General features: G+C 74.2%; 17 protein-coding genes. 6 read left to right on the forward strand and 11 right to left on the reverse strand.

Going from position 1 to position 19,850, the window contains the following annotated elements; genetic code table 11:
- Position 1 precedes the first annotated feature (1 nt).
- From nirD to ACWGIF_RS22860, 3 genes are read right to left on the reverse strand one after another with little or no spacing between them, the layout of a single operon-like run.
- Positions 2–334 (reverse strand): nitrite reductase small subunit NirD, encoded by a 333-nt coding sequence (nirD, locus tag ACWGIF_RS22850; protein ID WP_453500163.1) that lies wholly within the window; start codon positions 332–334, stop codon positions 2–4.
- Positions 331–2,856 carry a nitrite reductase large subunit NirB gene (gene nirB / locus ACWGIF_RS22855; RefSeq protein WP_453500165.1) on the reverse strand — a complete coding sequence of 842 codons (2,526 nt, stop codon included), beginning with the start codon at positions 2,854–2,856 and terminating at the stop codon, positions 331–333. The genes nirD and nirB overlap by 4 nt, the downstream gene beginning before the upstream one ends.
- Complete coding sequence (locus tag ACWGIF_RS22860) at positions 2,856–4,262, reverse strand: NAD(P)/FAD-dependent oxidoreductase (protein WP_453500167.1); 1,407 nt, start codon at positions 4,260–4,262, stop codon at positions 2,856–2,858. Before ACWGIF_RS22860 ends, nirB begins: the two co-directional genes overlap by 1 nt.
- Before the next feature lie 157 nt (positions 4,263–4,419).
- On the opposite strand from ACWGIF_RS22860, the gene ACWGIF_RS22865 reads away from it, so the two are divergent.
- The 3 genes from ACWGIF_RS22865 to ACWGIF_RS22875 all read left to right on the forward strand — a co-directional run bounded on the left by ACWGIF_RS22865 (position 4,420) and on the right by ACWGIF_RS22875 (position 6,974).
- Positions 4,420–5,760 (forward strand): ferredoxin reductase family protein, encoded by a 1,341-nt coding sequence (locus ACWGIF_RS22865; RefSeq protein ID WP_453500169.1) that lies wholly within the window; start codon positions 4,420–4,422, stop codon positions 5,758–5,760.
- A 122-nt stretch (positions 5,761–5,882) separates the two neighbouring features.
- Positions 5,883–6,161 carry a hypothetical protein gene (locus tag ACWGIF_RS22870; protein ID WP_453500171.1) on the forward strand — a complete coding sequence of 93 codons (279 nt, stop codon included), beginning with the start codon at positions 5,883–5,885 and terminating at the stop codon, positions 6,159–6,161.
- Positions 6,162–6,197: 36 nt separating this feature from the next.
- Positions 6,198–6,974 carry a sulfite exporter TauE/SafE family protein gene (locus tag ACWGIF_RS22875; protein WP_453500173.1) on the forward strand — a complete coding sequence of 259 codons (777 nt, stop codon included), beginning with the start codon at positions 6,198–6,200 and terminating at the stop codon, positions 6,972–6,974.
- Positions 6,975–7,001: 27 nt separating this feature from the next.
- Here ACWGIF_RS22875 and ACWGIF_RS22880 read toward each other — a convergent pair whose 3' ends face one another.
- Positions 7,002–7,721, reverse strand: a complete 720-nt coding sequence (locus ACWGIF_RS22880) for a class F sortase (RefSeq protein WP_453500175.1) — start codon at positions 7,719–7,721, stop codon at positions 7,002–7,004.
- A gap of 130 nt (positions 7,722–7,851) precedes the next feature.
- A complete protein-coding gene (locus ACWGIF_RS22885) occupies positions 7,852–8,394 on the reverse strand; it encodes a hypothetical protein (protein ID WP_453500177.1) in 543 nt (180 codons plus the stop codon).
- A 402-nt stretch (positions 8,395–8,796) separates the two neighbouring features.
- Between ACWGIF_RS22885 and ACWGIF_RS22890 the strand changes: the two genes are divergently transcribed.
- Positions 8,797–9,258 (forward strand): gamma-glutamylcyclotransferase family protein, encoded by a 462-nt coding sequence (locus ACWGIF_RS22890; RefSeq protein WP_453500179.1) that lies wholly within the window; start codon positions 8,797–8,799, stop codon positions 9,256–9,258.
- A gap of 6 nt (positions 9,259–9,264) precedes the next feature.
- Here ACWGIF_RS22890 and dnaG read toward each other — a convergent pair whose 3' ends face one another.
- The 4 genes from dnaG to ACWGIF_RS22910 form a co-directional block, all read right to left on the reverse strand.
- Positions 9,265–11,166: a DNA primase gene (gene dnaG / locus ACWGIF_RS22895; RefSeq protein WP_453500181.1), complete on the reverse strand. Its 1,902-nt coding sequence runs from the start codon at positions 11,164–11,166 to the stop codon at positions 9,265–9,267.
- A 103-nt stretch (positions 11,167–11,269) separates the two neighbouring features.
- Positions 11,270–12,535, reverse strand: a complete 1,266-nt coding sequence (locus tag ACWGIF_RS22900; protein ID WP_453500183.1) for an NAD(P)/FAD-dependent oxidoreductase — start codon at positions 12,533–12,535, stop codon at positions 11,270–11,272.
- Positions 12,536–12,628: 93 nt separating this feature from the next.
- The gene (locus tag ACWGIF_RS22905) at positions 12,629–13,954 is read right to left on the reverse strand and encodes a deoxyguanosinetriphosphate triphosphohydrolase (protein WP_453500185.1); all 1,326 of its coding nucleotides are present in this window, start codon (positions 13,952–13,954) and stop codon (positions 12,629–12,631) included.
- Between the two features lie 36 nt (positions 13,955–13,990).
- The gene (locus ACWGIF_RS22910; protein WP_453500187.1) at positions 13,991–14,716 is read right to left on the reverse strand and encodes a sirohydrochlorin chelatase; all 726 of its coding nucleotides are present in this window, start codon (positions 14,714–14,716) and stop codon (positions 13,991–13,993) included.
- 321 nt (positions 14,717–15,037) lie between these two features.
- On the opposite strand from ACWGIF_RS22910, the gene ACWGIF_RS22915 reads away from it, so the two are divergent.
- On the forward strand, positions 15,038–15,745 hold the full coding sequence (locus tag ACWGIF_RS22915; RefSeq protein WP_453500189.1) for a SanA/YdcF family protein: 708 nt from the start codon (positions 15,038–15,040) through the stop codon (positions 15,743–15,745).
- Between the two features lie 466 nt (positions 15,746–16,211).
- Positions 16,212–18,287 carry a molybdopterin oxidoreductase family protein gene (locus ACWGIF_RS22920; protein ID WP_453500191.1) on the forward strand — a complete coding sequence of 692 codons (2,076 nt, stop codon included), beginning with the start codon at positions 16,212–16,214 and terminating at the stop codon, positions 18,285–18,287.
- Here the strand turns inward: ACWGIF_RS22920 and ACWGIF_RS22925 are convergent.
- Together ACWGIF_RS22925 and ACWGIF_RS22930 are read right to left on the reverse strand one after the other, a co-directional pair.
- Positions 18,284–19,246: a nucleotidyl transferase AbiEii/AbiGii toxin family protein gene (locus tag ACWGIF_RS22925; RefSeq protein WP_453500193.1), complete on the reverse strand. Its 963-nt coding sequence runs from the start codon at positions 19,244–19,246 to the stop codon at positions 18,284–18,286. The genes ACWGIF_RS22920 and ACWGIF_RS22925 overlap by 4 nt on opposite strands.
- On the reverse strand, positions 19,243–19,845 hold the full coding sequence (locus ACWGIF_RS22930) for a hypothetical protein (protein WP_453500195.1): 603 nt from the start codon (positions 19,843–19,845) through the stop codon (positions 19,243–19,245). The genes ACWGIF_RS22925 and ACWGIF_RS22930 overlap by 4 nt, the downstream gene beginning before the upstream one ends.
- Positions 19,846–19,850 lie beyond the last annotated feature (5 nt).

The following is a 19,850-nucleotide window of genomic DNA, read 5'->3' on the forward strand; positions in this document are numbered from 1 at the left end:
GTCACGAGGTCGCCGCGGTCCGCACCGGGAAGGTCCGGACCGCCACCTCCTCGTCGTCCAGGCAGCGCCCCGACTCCAGGTCGAAACGCTGCTTCAGCAGCGGCGAGGCCACGAAGGGCCGGCCCTCCACGGTCCCGACCAGTCCACGCGAGAGCACGTGCGCCCCGGTGAAGGGATCCTGGTTTCCGATGGCGTACGGGCGCCCCGCACGGTCGACGAACACCGCGGCCTGGCTCCCGTCGGGCAGCAGCGCCGCGACCCCACGCCCGGGGGTGAGCGCGGACAGCTCGCACACCGTCAGCCAGCCCTGCGCCACTTGCAGTTCCACGGTCATCGGACGGCACCTCCTATGGTCAGGACGGCCAGGTCGGGCTTGACCTGGTCGCGTTCGGGGACGAACTTCACGGTCGGGTCGGGGGCGCCGGGCGCGTTGACGAAGGACACGAACCGGCGCAGCCGCTCCGGGTCCTCCAGCGTCTCCGCCCACTCGTCCCGGTAGTGCGCCACATGGTCTGCCATCAGGGACTCCAGCTCCGCGCACAGCCCGAGCGAGTCGTGCACGACCACGTCCCGCAGGTGCGCCAGGCCCCCCTCCAGCCGCTCCAGCCAGGTGGAGGTCCGCTCCAGCCGGTCGGCGGTGCGGATGTAGAACATCAGGAACCGGTCGATCAGGCGGACAAGCTCCGCATCCGACAGGTCTTGGGCCAGCAGGTCGGCGTGGCGCGGCGTGGCCCCGCCGTTGCCGCCGACGTAGAGGTTCCAGCCGCTCGCCGTCGCGATGACCCCGAAGTCCTTGCTCTGCGCCTCCGCGCACTCGCGGGCACAGCCGGAGACCGCCGACTTGAGCTTGTGCGGGGCGCGCAGGCCCCGGTAACGCAGCTCCAGGTCGATGGCCATCCGGACGCTGTCCTGGACCCCGTAGCGGCACCAGGTCTGCCCCACGCAGGACTTCACCGTCCGCAGGGCCTTCCCGTACGCGTGCCCGGACTCGAATCCGGCGTCGACGAGCCGCGCCCAGATCCGCGGGAGCTGGTCCACGCTCGCCCCGAAGAGGTCGATCCGCTGACCGCCGGTGATCTTCGTGTAGAGGCCGAAGTCCCGGGCCACCTCGCCGATCACGATCAGCTTGTCCGGGGTGATCTCACCGCCGGGGATGCGCGGCACGACCGAGTACGAGCCGTTGCGCTGCATGTTCGCGAGGAAGTGGTCGTTGGTGTCCTGGAGGGCGGCCTGCTCCCCGTCCAGGACGTAGCCGCTCGCGCCGAGGGTCGGGGCGAGCGAGGCGATGATCGAGCCGACGGTGGGCTTGCAGACCTCGCAGCCGTTGCCGCCGCGGGCCTCCGGGCGGCCGTGGCCGTCCAGGAGCTGCTCGAAGGAGGTCAGCCGGCGGGTGCGGACGATCTCGTAGAGCTCGGCCCGGGTGAAGGGGAAGCAGCCGCACAGACCCTTGTCGGCGGCGGCGGGCAGCAGCTGCCCGATCACCTTGACGCAGCTGCCGCAGCCGGTGCCCGCCTTGGTGCACTTCTTGACCTCGGTGAGGGTGGCGCAGGCGGCGATGGCCTTCTTCGTGACGTTGTGGCAGGAGCAGATCACCGCGTGGTCGGGCAGCGAGGACGGGCCGAGCGCGACGGGCGCGCCGAGCCCGGCGGGCAGGACCAGCTGCTCGGGGGAGACGGGCGGGACGCTTCCGGTGAGCGGGCGCAGCAGGCCGTACGAGTCCGCGTCGCCGACCAGGACCCCGCCCAGGAGGACTCCGTCGGGGGAGACGACCAGCTTCTTGTACACGCCCGAGCGGGAGTCGGACCAGACGACGTCGAGGCTGTCGGGCGTGGCTCCGTGGGCGTCGCCGAAGGAGGCCACATCCACGCCGAGCAGCTTGAGCTTGGTGGAGAGGTCGGCTCCGGTGAACTCCTTCTCCCGGCCCAGCAGGTCGTCGGCGGCCGTCTCGGCCATCTCGTAGCCGGGGGCGACCAGACCGTAGACGCGGCCGTCGACGGCGAGCGCGCACTCGCCGATGGCGTAGACGTACGGGTCGGACGTGCGGCAGCGGGCGTCGACGGAGATGCCGCCGCGCTCGCCGACGTTCAGCCCGGCGTCACGGGCCAGCTGGTCCCGGGGGCGGACGCCGGCGGAGAAGACGACCAGTTCGGTGTCGACGGTGGAGCCGTCGGACAGCCGCATGCCGCTGACGTGGCCGTCCTCGCCGGTCACCACCTCCTGGGTGCCGACGCCGGTGTGGACGGTCAGCCCCATGGACTCGATGGTGCGCAGCAGGGCGGCGCCACCGCCCTCGTCGACCTGGACGGGCATCAGGCGCGGGGCGAACTCGACGATGCGGGTGGAGAGGCCGAGCCCCTGGAGGGCGCCGGCCGCCTCCAGCCCGAGCAGACCGCCGCCGACGACGGCGCCGTGGCTGCGGCCCTTGGCGTACTCCTCGATGGCGAGGAGGTCCTCGATGGTGCGGTAGACGAAACAGCCCGGGGCGTCCTTGCCTGGGACGGGCGGCACGAAGGGGAAGCTGCCGGTGGCCAGGACCAGGACGTCGTACGGGAACACCCGCCCGGAACGGGAGGTGACCGTGCGGGCGGCCCGGTCGATGCTCTCGGCGGGGTCGTCGAGGTGGAGGGCGATGTCGTGCTGCTCCATGAACCCGGCGGGCGTCATGGACAGGTCCTCGGGGGTACTGCCGGAGAAGTACGAGGTCAGGTGCACGCGGTCGTAGGCGGGCCGGGGCTCCTCGCAGAGCACGGTGATCCGGTGCGTGGCGGTGACCCCGCGCTCGGCGAGTGCCTCGAGGTAGCGCTGGCCGACCATGCCGTGCCCGATGAGCACGATCGTGGGCAGGGGCTCGGTCATCAGTGGCCTCCGTCGTCGGTGAGCAGGTGGAACAGGTCGTGCGGTGATTCCCCGCCCTCCCAGGTGCGGGCGAGGGCCCCCACGGTGGAGAGTTCGCCGAACAGGACCCCGCCGACGAGGCGGTCGTCGCGCAGGACGACCTTCCGGTAGGTCCCGCGGGTGGCGTCGGCGAGGCGGACCACGTCGTCGCCGGGGCGGGGGGTGGGGTCGCCGAAGGCGGCGAGATCGAGGGACTGGTTCTGGCCGTCGCCCCCGCCGGCGCTGAGGGTGAGGCGGGTGAGGGCGCGGGTGCCGGTGTACTGCGCGGGGGCGCCGGTGCCGGCGTGGGCGCCGTCGGCGGTGAGGACCGAGGCGAGGGCGTCGGCCTGCTCCAAGGCGGCGCCCGCCAGGCCGTACACCTGGCCGGCGTGCTCGGCGCAGTCGCCGATGGCGTGGATGCGGGGGTCGCTGGTGCGGAGCCGGTCGTCGACCACGATGCCCTTGCGGATCTCCAGTCCGGCGGCCCGGGCCAGGCCCGTGCGGGGCCGTACGCCGCAGGCGAGAACGACGACGTCGGCGTCGAGCCGGTACCCGTCGGCGAGTTCGACCCCGGTGACCTTGCGCGTGCCTCCCTGCGAGGCCGGGCGCGGCGCCGCTGCCCCCGGACCCCCGCTCCTCGAACGCCGGAGGGGCTGGAGCCGGCCGAGGCCGTCACTTTCAGCCCCGCCGTCGTGTGAGGCGCGCGATCCGGGGCGGAGCCCCAGGAGCGGAGCCGCACGCGGACCGGTCGTGATCAGGCCGCGGACCCGGCACTCGGTGTGGATCTCCACGCCGAGCTCGGTCAGGTGGCTGTGCAGCAAAGCGGAGGCGTCCGCGTCCAGCTGGCGTTCCATCAGGCGCTCGCCCTGCTGCGCCAGCACCACCTGCGCACCGCGCGCGGCGAGCGCCCGGGCGGCCGAGACGCCCAGCAGGCCCCCGCCGATCACCACCACCCGCACCCCGGGGCGTACGGCCGCCGAGAGCGCCAGGCAGTCGTCCATGGTGCGGAACGCGTGGACGCCGTCCGGCAGGTCCCGCCCCTCGGGTTCGAACAGCCCGCGCAGCGGCGGGAGCACCGCGTTCGAGCCGGTGGCCAGCACCAGGGTGTCGTACTGCTCCACCTTGCCGTCGTCGCAGTGCACGGCACGCTCCGCGCGGTCGATACGGACGGCGCGGACTCCCCGCCGCAGCGCGGGGCCGGGCGTCGGGAGGGCGGTCACCTCGGGCGCGTACCGGCCCGCGAGAACCTCGGCGAGCAGGACCCGGTTGTACGGAACGTGGGATTCCTCGCCGAGCACGGTCACCGCCGCGGCCGGGCCGAGCCGCTGCGCGAGCCGCAGGCCCGCGAGGCCGCCGCCGATCACCACCACACGCTGTTCCGAGGTCATGGCATGAGCGTGCGCCGCCGCTGTTTCCCCTCGGCATCGCTCCTGTTACCCGGACGGAACGCCGACCTCAGCGCGGGGGTTAAGGGTCCGTGAGGCCTCCCTCAAGGCCGTCTTAAGGGCCGTGAACGCCGCCGCCGCGGCCCTTAGCGTGATCCGCATGCGAGATGCGGCAGTGCGGGTCAGGGGCGGGATGCTGGGCGGTGCGGGGGTGGTGACCCTGCTCTGGGCGGCGCAGGTGCGGCCCTCGGCCCGGCCCGACGCGCTGTTCGCCACCGCCGCGCACCTGACCGGCCTGCTCGCCGGATACGGGGTGCTGGTGCTGCTGTTCCTGATGGCCCGGGTGCCCGCCGTCGAGCACGGCGTCGGCGCCGACCGGCTCGCGCGCTGGCACGCGTTCGGCGGCCGGTACGTGCTGCTGCTCTGCTTCGGGCACGGGCTCTTCGCCCTGCTCGCCTACGCCGTGCACGAGGGTGTCGACGTGGTCTCCGCCGTCCGGGAGCTGCTCGCCTACCCCGCGCTCGCCGCCGCCGCGGCCGGGACCGTCCTCCTGGCCGCGGTCGGTGTGACCTCCGCCCGGGCGGTACGCCGCCGGGTGTCGCACGAAACCTGGCGCGGGGTGCACCTGCTGGTCTACCTCGCCGCCGCCCTCGCCTTCGGGCATCAGCTCGCCGGGCCCGATCTCGCAGCGGCCGACTGGTTCTGGGCGCTCGCCCACACCGCTGTCGCCGTCCTGCTGGTCTGGTACCGCGCCGTGGTCCCCGTACGGCAGGCCCTGCGGCACGGGCTGCGGGTCGCGGACGTCCGGGCCGAGGGGCCCGGAGTGGTCTCCGTCGTCGTCTGCGGGGAACACCTGGCGGAGCTGCGGGCCGAGCCGGGCCAATTCCTGCGCTGGCGGTTCCTGCAGCGGCGGCTGTGGCACACCGCCCTGCCGTTCTCGCTGTCCGCGCCGGTCCGCGGGAACGCCCTGCGGATCACCGTGAAGGGGCTCGGCGGACACTCGCGCCGGATCCGACGGCTGCGCCCCGGCACGCGGGTCCTGGCCACCGGGCCGTTCGGAGCGCTGACCGCCGCCCGGCGGACCCGGCCCAAGGTGCTGCTGATCGCGGGCGGCGTCGGGATCGCCCCGATGCGGGCTTTGTTCGAGACGCTGCCCGGCGGCCCCGGGGACATCACCCTGCTCTACCGGGCCGGTGCCGAGGAGCACCTGGTCCTGCGCGCCGAGCTGGAGGCCATCGCCGCCGAGCGGCAGGCAGGGCTGCACTACCTGCTCGGGCCGTCCGGGGCAGGGGCGGCAGGAGGGCACTTCTCGGGGCACTTCCCAGCGGTGGCCGGGGGCGATCCGCTGACTCCGCACGCGCTGGTCGGGCTGGTGCCGGAGCTGGCGGAGCACGACGTGTACCTGTGCGGTCCGCCGGGGATGGCCGAGGCGACCCGCGGCGCGCTGCTGCGGGCCGGGGTGCCGGCCGGGCGCATCCATTCCGAGTGCTTCAGCTTCTGAGTCCGCTCCGGGCGCTCCGGCTCTTTCCCGCGCATCGCCCCCTTCCCTGCCTCGCCCCGTTCGCTGCCTCGCCCCGTTTCGTGCCTCGCCCCTTCCCCGCTTTCCCGAGGAGTCGCCGCCCCATGCGTCACCCGCTGCACGTCGCCCTGTCCGTCCCCGTCGGCCCCACGGCTTCGGCGACGGCCCGGCACCGCAAGCCGCGCGGGCCCTCGGCGGTGCGGGCCGCACTGGCCGCACTGGCCGCCGTACCGCCCGCGCGGCGGCTGGCGGCGGGGCTGGGGGCGGCCAGCGTGCTGGCCGCGACCGTACTCACGGCGGTCGTGGATCCGGCGGCTCCGGTCGCCCCGGACCGGGTGCCGGCCCGGCAAAGCTCAACCTTTGCGCAAGTTTTCGGGGATTGATGGATACGGCGCCCGACAGGTCCATAGGGTCAGGTTGTGCCTGACATCTCATTGACCATGATCATCGTATTGTGTGTGGCCGCGGCGGCCGCCGGGTGGATCGACGCCGTGGTGGGCGGCGGTGGCCTGCTGCTCATTCCCGCCCTGCTGCTCGGCCTGCCGAACGCCCACCCGGCCACCGTCCTCGGCACCAACAAGGCCGTCGCCATCGTCGGAACCGCCGGCGCCGCCGTGACGTACGTCCGCAAGGCCCCGGTGAACGTGAAGCTCGCCGTCCGCATCGGCGGGGCCGCGCTCCTCGGTTCGATGGGCGGCGCCGCCCTGGCCGGCGGCATCAGCAAGGACGCCCTCCGCCCGCTGATCATGGTGGTCCTCGTGGTCGTCGCCGGCTTCGTGCTCTTCCGGCCCGCCTTCGGCACCGCTCCCTCCGCCTCGCCCGTCAGCCGGCAGCGGGTGCTGCTCACCATCGGGCTCGCCGGCCTCGGCATCGGCTTCTACGACGGCCTCATCGGGCCCGGCACCGGCACCTTTCTGGTGATCGCCCTCACGGCGCTGCTCCACCTCGACCTGGTGACCGCCTCCGCCACCGCCAAGATCGTCAACTGCTGCACCAACGCCGGGGCGCTCGCGATGTTCGCCTACCAGGGCATGGTGCTCTGGCAGCTGGCCGCGTTGATGGCGGTGTTCAACCTGGCCGGCGGCATGATCGGCGCGGGAATGGCGCTCAAGAAGGGCAGCGGCTTCGTCCGCGGCGTGCTGCTGACGGTGGTGGGCGCGCTGGTCGTCAAACTCGGCTTCGAACAGTGGGGCTGACCCCGCCGGTCCCGCCCCCGGGACGCACTAGTAGGTCCCGGTGAGGTGCGCGAAGACGACCACGTTGCCGCGGTACCCCGTGCGCGGCGAGAAGCCGCCGCCGCAGGTGATCACGCGCAGTTCGGCGCGCGCCGAAGGGCCGTACACGCGGGTGTCGGGGAAGGCCTTCGCGTCGTAGACCTCGACCGCGTGGACTGTGAACACGGCGGTACGGCCGTCCGCCCGCGCGATCTCGATCGCCGCCCCGCGGCGCAGTGCGCCCAGGTCGTAGAAGACCCCCGGTCCGGCGGAGTCGTCCACGTGCCCGGCGATGACGGCGGTGCCGGTCGCGCCCGGGGTGGTGCCCTCGCGGTACCAGCCGGCCAGGTCGGGCCGGTCGGGCGGAGGCACTTCGAGACTGCCGTCCCGCGCCAGGCCGAGCCCGGTCAGCGGCGCGTCGACCTGGATGGAGGGAATCCGGATCCGGCCGGGCGGAGAGCCGGGCAACGGGTCGATGCCGGGGCCCACGGCGCCTGCGGCGCTCAGGGCCTCGGCGGGGGAGGGCAGGGGAGGCCCGACCGGCTCGCGCGAGCCGCTGGTGACGAGCCAGATGCCGATGCAGGCGGCGAGGGCGACGAGTCCCCCGTGGCGGGCGGTCGAGGTGCGGGCGGCCCGGCTGGGGGAGCGCGCACCGGATCCGGGGCGGTCGGCGGCCGTGGGCCAGGGCTGCCGGCCGGCCGCCCGGACGCGACCGAAGTCGCCACCCATGCGTACCCCCTCGGCTTCGATGTCGGGGTGACTGGCCGTCGCCCGGCCCCGCGAACGGGGGGGACCTCGCGGGGCGGGCGACGGGGGACGGTACCGGTCGGACCGCGGCCGGGGCCGCGGTGGGCGTCCGTCAGCTCCGCGTGCCGCTCGCCCGGCGACGCAGGAGCCAGGTACCGCCGACGGCGGTCGCGGCCAGCAGGGCCGCTCCCACCGCGATCTTGACGGGGTCGTCGGTGGTGGTCGTGCCACCGCCCACCCCGGTGTTGACGTGGCCCTGCGGGCCGCGCTCGGTGACGACCAGGTCGCCGGTGGCGAACTTGCCGTTCGCGCAGGTCGCGCCGATGGCATAGGTGCCGGCGCGGGTGCCGCGGGCCACCTGGAACTGACCCACGACCACCTCCTTGTGGGTGCCGGGGACCAGCTTGAACCGGCCGCCGCCGACCGTGGTGGCATCGCCCTCGGCGTGACTGCCGCGCCCGCAGGCGGTGGTGTTCACGGTGACGGTGGCACCGGAGGCGGCGGACTTGGGCCACACCTCGAGCGGGGCGAAGTCCCCGGGCGCGAAGCTCACCATGCCGAGGTCCACCGCGGCCACCGCGCCGGCGACCGGCCCGGTGAACGCGGCGGCGGTCAGCGCGGTCGCGGTCAGCACGTGTGCGGTACGTCGGCGCATGGGGACACTCCTGGAGACACGGGGTCGTGTCTACGAGGAAACCCGGCCCGCCCGCCGCGCGCCTGCTGATGTCCCGTCAGGTTCGCCCCCGCATGGTCCTCGGGAGGTCGTCGTTGCAGCTCATAGCGTGTTTGCGGCCATCCGGGCGGGCCGGTCCGTCCGGGTGACCGGGGCGTCCGCAGACGAGGCCCCGGTGGCCGCGGGCACGCGGCGGTGGCGTCACCGTGCCCGAGGTGCCCGAGGTGCCCGAGGTGCCCGGGGTGCCCGAGGTGCCCGGGGTGCCCGAGGTGCCCGGGGTGCCCGAGGGGGGCGGTTCCGGCGTGCGTACGGTGGTGGGGCGCAGGAACGCCGGGACGTTCGGCCGGTCGGCGGACCGCTGCGCCTTACCCGAGAGAGGGCCCCGTGACATCGGTCGAACGGCCGCAGGATCCGACCGCTCCGCTCCCGTTCTTCGTCTACGGGACGCTGCGTCCGGGCGAGGTCAACCACGACCTGTTCCTGCGCGGCCGCACGGCCGCGGAGGAGCCCGCCGTCCTCCCGGACGCGGCGCTCTACGACGGCCCCGGATACCCGTTCGCGGTCCACAGCCCGGGCTCGGCCGTCGTCGGGGAGCTGATCACGGCGGCGCCTGACGCGTACGGCGGACTGCTGGCCGCGCTGGACCGGCTGGAGGAGTACGGGGGCCCGGGCCGCCCGGGGAACATCTACGACCGGATCGCCCGCCCGGCCCTACTGCCCGACGGCACCCCGGTCCGCGCCTGGGTCTATCTGGCCGCCCCGCTGATCGCCCGTGACCTGCGGGAATCCGGGACCGAGATCGCCGGAGGCGACTGGTTCACGCGCCGGAACGCGCCCGCCGAGTAGCGGCGGTCACAGGCCCTCGGCGCCGCGGTTGCGCAGCCGCTGGCCGTACTGCTGGAGCACCCACAGCTCCTCCTGAACCGCGGCCAGTTGCTCCGGCGGGGCCTGCGGGCCCAGCCGCGACAGCGTGCCCTGGATCTCGTGCACCCGGCGGTCGACGGCGCGCAGCCGCACCTGGACCAGCTGGACCCCCGCGTAGATCTCGTCCACCGTCTTCGCGTGGATGGCCTCGACCGCCAGCTCCGTGACGAGTGCGCGCACGGTGTCGTTCGGGGCGGCCGCGCGGACGCGGGCCAGGTAGTCCTCGGTGCCGAGCGAGGCGCCGCCCGCGTCCAGGATCGCCTGGCGCACGGCAGCGTAAGGCGGGGCGGTGAACTCGTCCATCCCGTAGGCGTCGAAGGCGGGGGAGACCAGGGCCGGGCGCTGCAGGGCCAGCTTCAGCAGCTCGCGTTCGGTGCGGTGGGCCGGGCTGCGCAGGTTCAGCGCGGGGCCGCCGGCCGGCTGGGGGGCGGGCGGGGGGCCGGCCTCGTAGGACGGGCGGCCCCGGCCCTGCTGCGGGGGCTGGTTGCCGCGCTCCCGGGCCCAGCGGGCCAGCTGCGCGACCCGCTTGACCACGAACTGCTCGTCGCGGATGCCCAGCATGCCCGCCAGCTGGACCGCCGACTCGTGCTGGATCGCGATGTTCTTGATGTGGGCGACGACCGGAGCCGCCTCGTCCAGGGCGGCCGCCCGGCCCGCCGGATTCTCCAGGTTGTGCCGGGACACGATGTGCCGCAGTGCGAACTCGAAGAGCGGGGTCCGCGACTCCACCAGCCCCGACACGGCCGCGTCGCCCTGTGCGAGCCGCAGGTCGCAGGGGTCCATCCCGCCCGGCGTGATCGCGATGGAGGTCTCCGCGGCGAACTTCTGGTCGTCCTCGAAGGCCCGCAGCGCAGCCTTCTGGCCCGCAGCGTCGCCGTCGAAGGTGAAGATCACCTCGGCCGTGGCGTTGTCCATCAGCAGCCGGCGCAGGATCTTGATGTGGTCCCCGCCGAAGGCGGTGCCACACGTGGCGATCGCGGTGGTGACCCCGGCCATGTGGCAGGCCATCACGTCCGTGTAGCCCTCGACCACCACGGCCCGGGAGGTCTTCGCGATCTCCTTCTTCGCCAGGTCGATGCCGTAGAGCACCTGGGACTTCTTGTAGATCGCCGTCTCGGGCGTGTTCAGGTACTTCGGGCCGTTGTCGTCGTCGCGCAGTTTCCGCGCGCCGAAGCCGACCACCTCGCCGCTGATGTCGCGGATCGGCCACATCAGCCGGCCGCGGAAGCGGTCGATGGGCTTGCCGCTGCGGCTGTCCTGGGCGAGCCCGGAGGTGATCAGTTCCTTGTCGGTGAAGCCCTTGCCGCGCAGGAAGCGGGTCAGGTGGTCCCAGCCGGCCGGGCTGTAGCCCACGCTGAAGTGCGCTGCCGCGGCCTGGTCGAAGCCTCGTTCGGCCAGGAACTTGCGGCCGATCTCCGCCTCGGGGCCGTCCAGCTGGTCGACGTAGAACTGGGCGGCCGCCTTGTGCGCCTCGACCAGCCGGATGCGCTCACCGCGGCCGCTGGTGCCGGCGGTGTAGCCGCCCTCCTCGTACCGCAGGGTGATGCCGGCCTGGCCGGCCAGGCGCTCGACCGCCTCCGAGAAGGAGAGGTGGTCGATCTTCATGATGAAGTCGAGGGTGTCCCCGCCCGCCTGGCAGCCGAAGCAGTGGTAGAGCCCCTTGCTGGGGCTGACCTGGAAGGAGGGGGACTTCTCGTCGTGGAAGGGGCAGAGGCCCTTGAGGTTGCCGCCGCCCGCGTTGCGCAGCTGGAGGTAGTCGGAGACCACGGCGTCGATCGGGACCGCGTCCCGTACCGCCTTCACGTCGTCGTCGTTGATCCGTCCTGCCACCCGTGAAGTCTACGGCCGGGCGTACGCAAACCCGTCAGGCACCCCTGCGGCCCGTCCGGCCGGTCAGGCCGGGCCCGCGGCCCGGCCTGAGAGGGACACGCAGTCAGCCCTCGATCAGCGAGGCGAGCGGAACCGAAGGGTCCGACAGGGCCTCGCGGTCCACCGGCTTCTTCGACCTGATCAAGGCCTGGATCTGCTCGGTGACATCCCACACGTTCACGTTCATCCCGGCCAGCACCCGCCCCTCCGACAGCCAGAAGGCGATGAACTCCCGCTTGCCCGCGTCCCCGCGGATCAGCACCTGGTCGTAGCCGCCGGGCGGCGCGTACCCCGAGTACTCCAGGCCCACGTCGTACTGGTCGGAGAAGAAGTACGGCACCCGGTCGTAGCTGACCTCCCGTCCCAGCATCGCCCGCGCGGCGGCCGGACCGCCGTTGAGCGCGTTGGCCCAGTGCTCGACCCGCAGCCGGGTCCCGAGCACCGGGTGGTGGGCGGCGGCCACGTCCCCGACCGCGTAGACGTCGGGGTCCGAGGTGCGCAGGGACTCGTCCACGGCGATGCCGCCGCCGTGCTCCCGGTCGACGAGGGCCAGCCCCGAGGTCTCGGCGAGCGCGGTGCGCGGAGCGGCCCCGATCGCGGCGAGCACCGCGTGCGCCGGGTGCTCCTCCCCGTCGTCGGTACGGGCCGCCAGCACCATGCCGTCGTGGCCCACGATCTCCGTCAGCCGCGCCCCGAAGTGGAACCGCACCCCGTGATCGGCGTGCAGGTCCCCGAAGAGCCGGCCGATCTCGGGGCCGAGCACCGCGTGCAGCGGCGTGGCCTCCGGCTCGACGACGGTGACCTCGGCGCCGTACCCGCGGGCCGCGGCGGCGACCTCCAGGCCGATCCACCCGGCGCCCGCGATCAGCAGGTGACCGTTGTCCCGGCCCAGTCCGGCGAGGACCCCCTTGAGCCGCTCGGCGTGCGCGAGGCGGCGCAGGTGGTGCACCCCGGCCAGGCCGGTGCCGGGGATGTCGAGGCGGCGAGGCTCGGCGCCGGTGGCCAGCAGCACCTTGTCGTAGTGCAGGACCGTACCGTCGCCGAGGACCACCTTCTTGGCGTCCCGGTCGAGGTGGACCGCCGGCTGGCCCAGGTGCAGCTCGACGTCGGCGGCCGCGTACCAGGACGGCTCGTGGACGAAGACGCTCTCGCGGTCGTCCTTGCCCGTGAGATAGCCCTTGGACAGCGGGGGGCGTTCGTAGGGATGGTCGCGCTCGTCGCCGATCAGGATCACCCGCCCCGTGAACCCCTCGGACCTCAGCGTTTCGGCCGCCTTTGCCCCGGCAAGCCCTGCGCCGACGATGACGAATGTCCGGTGTGCGTCGACCACCTGATGCCTCCTCATAACCTCTCCGCCACATGCGACCACATGCGAGCGTCCCGCACTGAGCCTGCCGCGTGAAGGGGGAGTGGCTCGATCAGCTCACCCTTCGGCGCGTCGGGCGCGACGGGTGAGGCGTGCGTGCAGGGAACGGGCGGATGCGTCGGTGAGGCACGCGATCTGGTCGATGACCGCCCGCTTCCTGGCCCTGTCGTCCGGGGCCGCGTCGAAGATCGCCCGGAACTGCGGGTCCAGTCCCTCCGGGGCGCGGGTGCTGAGCGCCTCCGCGAGTTCGGCCAGGACGATGCGCTGGTCGGCGCGGATCCGCTCCTGCTCGTCGCGCTGCATGACGTACAGGTCGGCGACGGCCTTGAGCACCGCGCACTCGTTGCGCGCCTCGCGCGGGATCACCAGTTCGGCGCCGTACCGGGTGAGCCGGCCCGAGCCGTACGCCTCCCGGGTGGCCCCCTCGGCCGCCAGGCAGAAACGGCCGATCAGCTGGCTCGTGGCGTCCTTCAGCCGGGCCTGCGCGACGGCCGAACCGTCGTACCCGTGCGGCCACCACTCCTGCTCCATCAGCCGGTCGAGGGCGGCCCGCAGCTCCTCGGGCGCGGTGTCGGCGGGGACGTACCGGCCGATGGCGACGCGCCAGATCGCCGTGCGCTCGGGCTCGGCGAACAGCAGGTTGGGGTGGAGGTGTCCGGCGTGCAGGCCGTCCTCGAAGTCGTGGACGGAGTACGCGACGTCGTCCGCCCAGTCCATCACCTGGGCCTCGAAGCACTTGCGGTCCGCGGGCGCGCCGCGGCGCAGCCACTCGAAGACCGGCAGATCGTCGTCGTACGCGCCGAACTTCACCGACCCGGGGTCGGTGGGGTGGTCCCCGCGGGCCCACGGGTACTTGGTGGCGGCGTCCAGGCAGGCCCGGGTCAGGTTGAGGCCGACGCTGACGAGTTCGCCGCTCGCCGGGTCGGGCACGAACCGCTTGGGCTCCAGGCGGGTCAGCAGGCGCAGCGACTGCGCGTTGCCCTCGAAGCCCCCGCAGTCCTTCGCGAACTCGTTGAGCGCCTCCTCGCCGTTGTGGCCGAAGGGCGGGTGGCCCATGTCGTGCGAGAGGCACGCGGCTTCGACGAGGTCGGGATCGCAGCCGAGTGCGGCGCCGAGCTCCCGCCCGACCTGGGCGCACTCCAGGGAATGGGTAAGCCGGGTGCGGGGACTGGCGTCCCAGTCGTACGAGCGGCTGCCGGGGGCGACGACCTGGGTCTTCCCGGCGAGGCGGCGCAGCGCGGCGGAGTGCAGCACCCGGGCGCGGTCACGCTGGAAGGCGGTCCGACCGGGCCGTTTGTCGGGCTCGGCGGCCCAGCGCTCGGTGTCGGCCGCGTCGTAGAGGTCGGAGAAGTCGTCTGCCGGGGCGTGCGCGGTGCCTTCCATGAAGAGACGGTAACCGGAACGACTGACAAACCGGGATCATGCGGGGACGAGTTCCGGCCGAGCGGTGTCGGCGGGCCGGGCGCAGGCCGCGTCGTAGCGGTGCAGCAGCAGCCGGGCCAGGGCCGGATGGTCGCCCAGGGGAGCGGCCGCGAGGGCGGGCGCCGCCGCGGCGGTCTGGGTGGCGAAACGGCCGGGAGCGGCGAAGTACGAGGCCACGGCGGCCCGGTGATGGCCGCGGGCGGCCAGCGCACGGACCGCCTCGGGGGCGCTCGGCGTGGCGGCGGAGGCGTAGGCCGGGACCACGGGGACGCCGCCGAGGCGTTCTGCGAGCAGGTCGGCGGTGCGGCGGGTGTCGGCCGCCGAGTCGGGGTCGCGGGAACCGGCGGCGGCGAGGACGACGGCGGTGCCGGGGGTCCAGCCCGCCTCCAGGAGCCGTTCGTACAGGGCCTCGACGAGCAGCGGGTGCGGGCCCAGCGGGGCGGCGACGCGGGTGCGCAGGTGGGCGGCCCGGGCGGCGGCCGCGGGGAGGTCGCACTTGACGTGGTAGCCCCGGCCGAGGAGCAGCGGGACGAGGACCGCCGCCCCGCGCAGCTCCCCGAGGACGGAGTCGAGTGGGGGCTCGTTCAGCTCGATGTGGCCGAGCCGGACGTCGAGGCGGGGCCGGAGCTCTCGGACCCGTTCGAGGAGGGCGAGGGCGGTGTGCAGGGCGCGCGGGTCACGACTGCCGTGGGCGACGGCGACGAGGGTGGGCTGCTGCTGCATGGGCGGACTCCGGGTCGGCGCAGGCCGCTGAGCTGGGTGCCCAGCTGGACGGTGATGCGGCCGAGCAGGTCGGCCGTACTGGCGAAGGGGAGGGCGGGGGACTCGGGAGGCTGCACCGGCTCCGTCATGGACCGATCCTGCGCGCCGGAGATTGCCGCTGCGTTGCGCGCGGGTCACGGGTGTTTGCGGGGTGCTCACAGGCCGGCCGGCGCGGGTGTCGGTGACCGCGTCCACCTCACACCCGGGCCGTCCGGTGAACCATGCGGTCCCCGGATGCGTCCTGACCAGCGGACCGGCCACCGAGACACCAGGGGATGGATGATGCGCGGACCGCGCCTGCCGAGAGTCACGTGGAGCCGGACGGCCGCCGCGCTGCGCACCGTACGGGCCCGGCGGCTGGCGGTGCAGGTGGTCATGGCGGGCTGCGTGCTCGCGCTGCTGCCCGCGGCGTGGACGCACGCGGCGGCCGCAGACCGGCTGCGGACCACGGCCGACGCGCCCGCCGCCGAGGTGGCCGTGGTGTTCGGGGCGGGCCTTTGGCGGGGGCGGCCGACGCCCTACCTGGCCGACCGGCTCGACGCCGCCGCCGAGCTGTACCGCACGGGCAAGGTCAAGGTCGTCCTGGTCACCGGGGACAACAGCCGCAAGGAGTACGACGAACCCGACGCGATGCGCACGTACCTCACCGGGAAGGGCGTGCCGGACGCGCGGATCGTCAGCGACTACGCCGGCTTCGACACCTGGGACTCCTGCGTACGGGCCAGGCAGATCTTCGGGGTCGAGCGGGCCGTGCTGATCACCCAGGGCTTCCACATCCGCCGGGCCGTCGCCCTGTGCCAGGCGGCGGGCCTGGACGCGTACGGCGTAGGGGTGGCCGACGTGCACGACGCCACCTGGTACTACGGCGAGGTGCGCGAGGTCTTCGCGGCCGGCAAGGCGGCGCTGGACGCTGCCTTCAAGCCCGCCCCGCGCTTCCTGGGACCGAAGGAGCAGGGGGTGTCGCAGGCGCTCGCCGCTCTGCCACACTGACGCCGCGTCGGCTACGCCGATCAGTCATATGCGGCGGGCCGGCCGGTCGGCCGTACGAGCGTCAGGGGTGGAAGCGTTGCTCTCCGACGCCGCCGCATACATGACGGGCGCCGAGCTCGCGGTCGACGGCGGCTGGACGGCGGGCCTGACGGTGAAACACCTCACCGGCCGGTGACGCCCGCCGGGCCGCCCCCCCCGCACGGGAGGCAGGCAGCGGCGCCGGGCGGCTCCGGGCCGGTCCTCACGCGGCCGCCGGGACCTCACCGCGGCCGCGGGGCTCCCTCCTGCGCCGGGACCTCGCCGCGGGCCCCGGGACTCCCTTCTGCGCCGGGACCTCGCCGCGGGCCCCGGGCCCGCCCTGCGACGGGATCCTCACCGCGGCCGCCGGGCGGCGCTGAGGCAGAGCACCCCGACCCGTAACGCGAGGCGGCGGCCGGTGTAACACCGCCGACGCACGCTGGGCTCCATGCACACCCCGGACTCCGCCACCGCCACGCACTGCCCGTACTGCGCGCTGCAGTGCGGGATGAACCTGCGCCCCGATCCGGGCGGCGCGGGCGTGACGGTGGAGGAGCGCGCCGACTTCCCCGTGAACCGGGGCGCGCTGTGCGGCAAGGGCCGCACCGCCCCCGCCGTGCTCTCCTCCCGGGTGCGCCTGACCGAGCCGCTCGTCCGCACCCACGCCGGACGGCTCGAACCGGCCACCTGGGAGGAGGCCCTCGACGCCGTCGCCGACGGCCTCGGCCGTACGAGCCGGACGCACGGGCCGGACGCGGTCGGGGTCTTCGGCGGCGGCGGTCTCACCAACGAGAAGGCGTACGCACTCGGCAAGTTCGCCCGGGTCGCGCTGCGCACCTCGCAGATCGACTACAACGGCCGCTTCTGCATGTCCTCGGCCGCCGCCGCGCACCAGCGGGCCTTCGGGCTCGACCGCGGGCTGCCCTTCCCGCTGGAGGACATCCCGCGCACCGGCTGCGTGATCCTCGTCGGTTCGAACCTGGCCGAGACCATGCCGCCCGCCCTGCGCTACCTCACCGAGCTCAAGGCCAACGGCGGCACCCTGATCGTCATCGACCCGCGCCGCACGCGCACCGCCGACCAGGCCGACCTGCACCTGGCCCCGCGCCCGGGCACCGACCTCGCACTCGCCCTGGGGCTGCTGCACCTCGTGGTCGCGGAAGGCCGGACGGACGAGGAGTTCATCGCCGCCCGGACCACGGGCTGGGAGGAGGCCCGGGCCGCCGCCATGGCCCACTGGCCGGAGCTGGTGGAACGCATCACCGGCGTGCCGGTCCCCCGGCTGCGCGAGGCGGTGGCGATGTTCTGCGCCCCGGAGTCCGCCATGGTCCTCACCGCCCGCGGCCCGGAGCAGCAGTCCAAGGGCACCGACACCGTCGGCGCCTGGATCAACCTGTGCCTGGCCACCGGCCGGGCCGGCCGCCCGCTCTCCGGCTACGGCTGCCTCACCGGGCAGGGCAACGGCCAGGGCGGCCGCGAGCACGGCCAGAAGGCCGACCAGCTCCCCGGCTACCGCAAGCTGACCGACCCGGCGGCCCGCGCCCACGTCGCCGGGGTCTGGGGCGTCGACCCCGACAGCCTCCCCGCCCCGGGACGCAGCGCCTACGAACTCCTCGACGCCCTCGGCACGGACGTGAAAGCCCTCCTCCTCATGGGCTCCAACCCGGTGGTCTCGGCCCCCCGCGCCGCCCACATCGAGGACCGCATCCGCTCCCTGGACTTCCTCGCGGTCGCCGACGTCGTCCTCTCCGAGACGGCGGCCCTCGCCGACGTCGTCCTCCCGGTCACCCAGTGGGCGGAGGAGACCGGCACCACCACCAACCTGGAGGGCCGCGTCCTGCTCCGCCGCCGGGCCCTGACCCCGCCGCCGGGGGTCCGCAGCGACCTGGACGTCCTGCACGGACTGGCCGCGCGCCTGGGCGTGGAAAAGGGCTTCCCGACCGCCCCGGAGGAGGTGTTCGACGAACTGCGCCGCGCCTCGGCCGGCGGCCCGGCGGACTACTCGGGCATCACCTACGCCCGTATCGAGGCCGAACAGGGCGTCTTCTGGCCCTGCCCCGAGGGCTCCCCCGGGACCGAACGCCTCTTCCTGGACCGCTTCGCCACCGACGACGGCCGGGCCCGCTTCGTCCCCGTCTCCCACCGCGACGCCGCGGAGGTCCCCGACGCGGACTACCCGCTCCTGCTCACGACCGGGCGCGTGGTCGCCCAGTACCAGTCCGGTGCCCAGACCCGCCGGGTGGACGAGCTCAACGAGGCGGCTCCCGGCCCCTTCGTGGAACTCCACCCCCGCCTCGCCGCCCGCATCGGCGCGGTCGACGGCAGCCCCCTGGCGGTGACCTCCCGCCGCGGCCGCGCGGTGGCCCCGGCCCGCATCACCGACTCCATCCGCGCGGACACGGTCTTCATGCCCTTCCACTGGCCCGGCGAGGGCCGCGCCAACACCTTGACCAATCCCGCCCTCGACCCGGTCTCCCGTATGCCGGAGTTCAAGGTCTGCGCGGTCCGCGTCGAGCCGGCCTAGCCGCGATCCGCGAAGGTCGGCGCCAGGGCGGCCAGCAGACGCTCGGCGTAGGACTCGGCGGAGCCGGAGATCCCCGGGTAGTCGGCCCGGAAGGTGTCCCAGTCGGCCCACTTGACCTCGGCGAAGGCCTCCAGGGTCACCGGGGTGTCCTGGGGCGCCTTCGGCGGGAAGTACTCGCCTGAATCCCGGAAGACCGTGTGGACCAGCTCGTACGGAGCCGTGCAGCGCTCGGCGAGCAGGACCGCGTCGTAGAGGTCCTTGCCCTGCGGGTACATGTCGGTGGCCAGCCAGACCAGCTTCCACGCCAGCGACAGCTCCGGCGTGGCCGCCTGCAGACGCACCCCCGCGACATCGGCCGGCTCCGGCGCCGCCGGGAGCGGCTCGTTGAACACGAAGTCGAGCTGGACGTGGCCTCCGGGCAGGCCCGGGGCCGACCAGGGCAGGACCAGGCGGCGGCCGGGGACGCGCTCGTACGTCCAGATGTTCTCGGTGACCGCCGCGTCGGCGGGCATCACCAGCCCGCCCCGCTCGGCGGCGGCCCGCTCGACCGCCTCCGCGACAGCCCTCAGCAGCCGGTCCGTCCGCGGCTCCTCGATGCCCCAGTCCTGGGGCACGACCACGAAGTCCAGGTCGTGCGGTTCGCGCGCCGCCGCCCCGAACCACCCGGCCATGAGCATGCTGCCGCGCAGGACGAGCGAGTCCGCCCGGCCCGAGCGGGCGACGCCCTGCGCCACGACGTCGAGCGCCGTCCGGCGGGCGGCCCGCCAGGCGGGGCGCAGCGCCTGGTCCACGGCCGTGTCGGTGATCCGGTAGCCCTCGGCGAAGTGCTTGAGCGCAGGGTCGAAGACCCGGTCGCCGGTGTCCGCCGTGTCCAGCCCGGCCGTGGAGGTGCGCGGCAGTTCGTGCTGGCGCCGCCTCCAGTCGTCCCTGGCCCCGTCCTGCGTACTCGTCCCGGTCATGCCGTCGCCCCCTCCTCGATCCATCCGTCGTCCACCGACAGGTCACTGTCGTACAGGACGAACTCCCGCTCCTCCGAGCGGATTTCGTACCCGGCCGAGCCGAGCGCGGCGACCAGCGTGTCGCAGGCCCGCATCGCCCCCGCCGCCGTCCCCCGCCACCGCTGGGTGACGAACCGCTCGTGCGCGCCTCCGGCCAGGACCCGGCGGGCGTTCCACGAGAGGTGGGCGCCGTGCGGGGTCACGAGGGACTCCAGGGCCGCGCGGTCGAAATCCGCCGGCAGCCGCAGCTTGAGGTGGTGCTCGAAGTAACCGCCGCCCGGGCCCGGCGCCTGTGTGGTCCAGGGAACCGTCTCCACCTTGACGCGGACCGGGTCGAAGCCGGCCGCCCGCAGCTGCGGAACAAGGTGCTCGTGGCTCGTGCGGTCCCGCAGCGTCAGCATCGGCTGGGACACCATCCGGCCCCGCGCCAGCACGATGTGCGTGACTTTCAAGTCCCGTGTCCGGGCCCAGGCGTCGAGGCGGTCCAGGGCCGCCCCGTCCGCACAGCGCACCGTCACATGGGTTTCGTACTCGGACATGAAGACGATCTTCTCGGACATGCGTC

Source organism: Streptomyces sp. NPDC054849, from assembly GCF_053610945.1.

Bases quoted from the DNA above. Each gene is read 5' to 3' on its own strand.
- ACWGIF_RS22880 (WP_453500175.1), bottom strand. From the start codon at position 7,721: ATGGGTGGCGACTTCGGTCGCGTCCGGGCGGCCGGCCGGCAGCCCTGG.
- ACWGIF_RS22865 (WP_453500169.1), top strand. From the start codon at position 4,420: ATGCGAGATGCGGCAGTGCGGGTCAGGGGCGGGATGCTGGGCGGTGCG.
- ACWGIF_RS22925 (WP_453500193.1), bottom strand. From the start codon at position 19,246: ATGACCGGGACGAGTACGCAGGACGGGGCCAGGGACGACTGGAGGCGG.
- ACWGIF_RS22860 (WP_453500167.1), bottom strand. From the start codon at position 4,262: ATGACCTCGGAACAGCGTGTGGTGGTGATCGGCGGCGGCCTCGCGGGC.
- ACWGIF_RS22910 (WP_453500187.1), bottom strand. From the start codon at position 14,716: ATGCAGCAGCAGCCCACCCTCGTCGCCGTCGCCCACGGCAGTCGTGAC.
- ACWGIF_RS22915 (WP_453500189.1), top strand. From the start codon at position 15,038: ATGCGCGGACCGCGCCTGCCGAGAGTCACGTGGAGCCGGACGGCCGCC.
- ACWGIF_RS22870 (WP_453500171.1), top strand. From the start codon at position 5,883: ATGCGTCACCCGCTGCACGTCGCCCTGTCCGTCCCCGTCGGCCCCACG.
- ACWGIF_RS22885 (WP_453500177.1), bottom strand. From the start codon at position 8,394: ATGCGCCGACGTACCGCACACGTGCTGACCGCGACCGCGCTGACCGCC.
- ACWGIF_RS22930 (WP_453500195.1), bottom strand. From the start codon at position 19,845: ATGTCCGAGAAGATCGTCTTCATGTCCGAGTACGAAACCCATGTGACG.
- ACWGIF_RS22920 (WP_453500191.1), top strand. From the start codon at position 16,212: ATGCACACCCCGGACTCCGCCACCGCCACGCACTGCCCGTACTGCGCG.
- nirB (WP_453500165.1), bottom strand. From the start codon at position 2,856: ATGACCGAGCCCCTGCCCACGATCGTGCTCATCGGGCACGGCATGGTC.
- ACWGIF_RS22905 (WP_453500185.1), bottom strand. From the start codon at position 13,954: ATGGAAGGCACCGCGCACGCCCCGGCAGACGACTTCTCCGACCTCTAC.
- nirD (WP_453500163.1), bottom strand. From the start codon at position 334: ATGACCGTGGAACTGCAAGTGGCGCAGGGCTGGCTGACGGTGTGCGAG.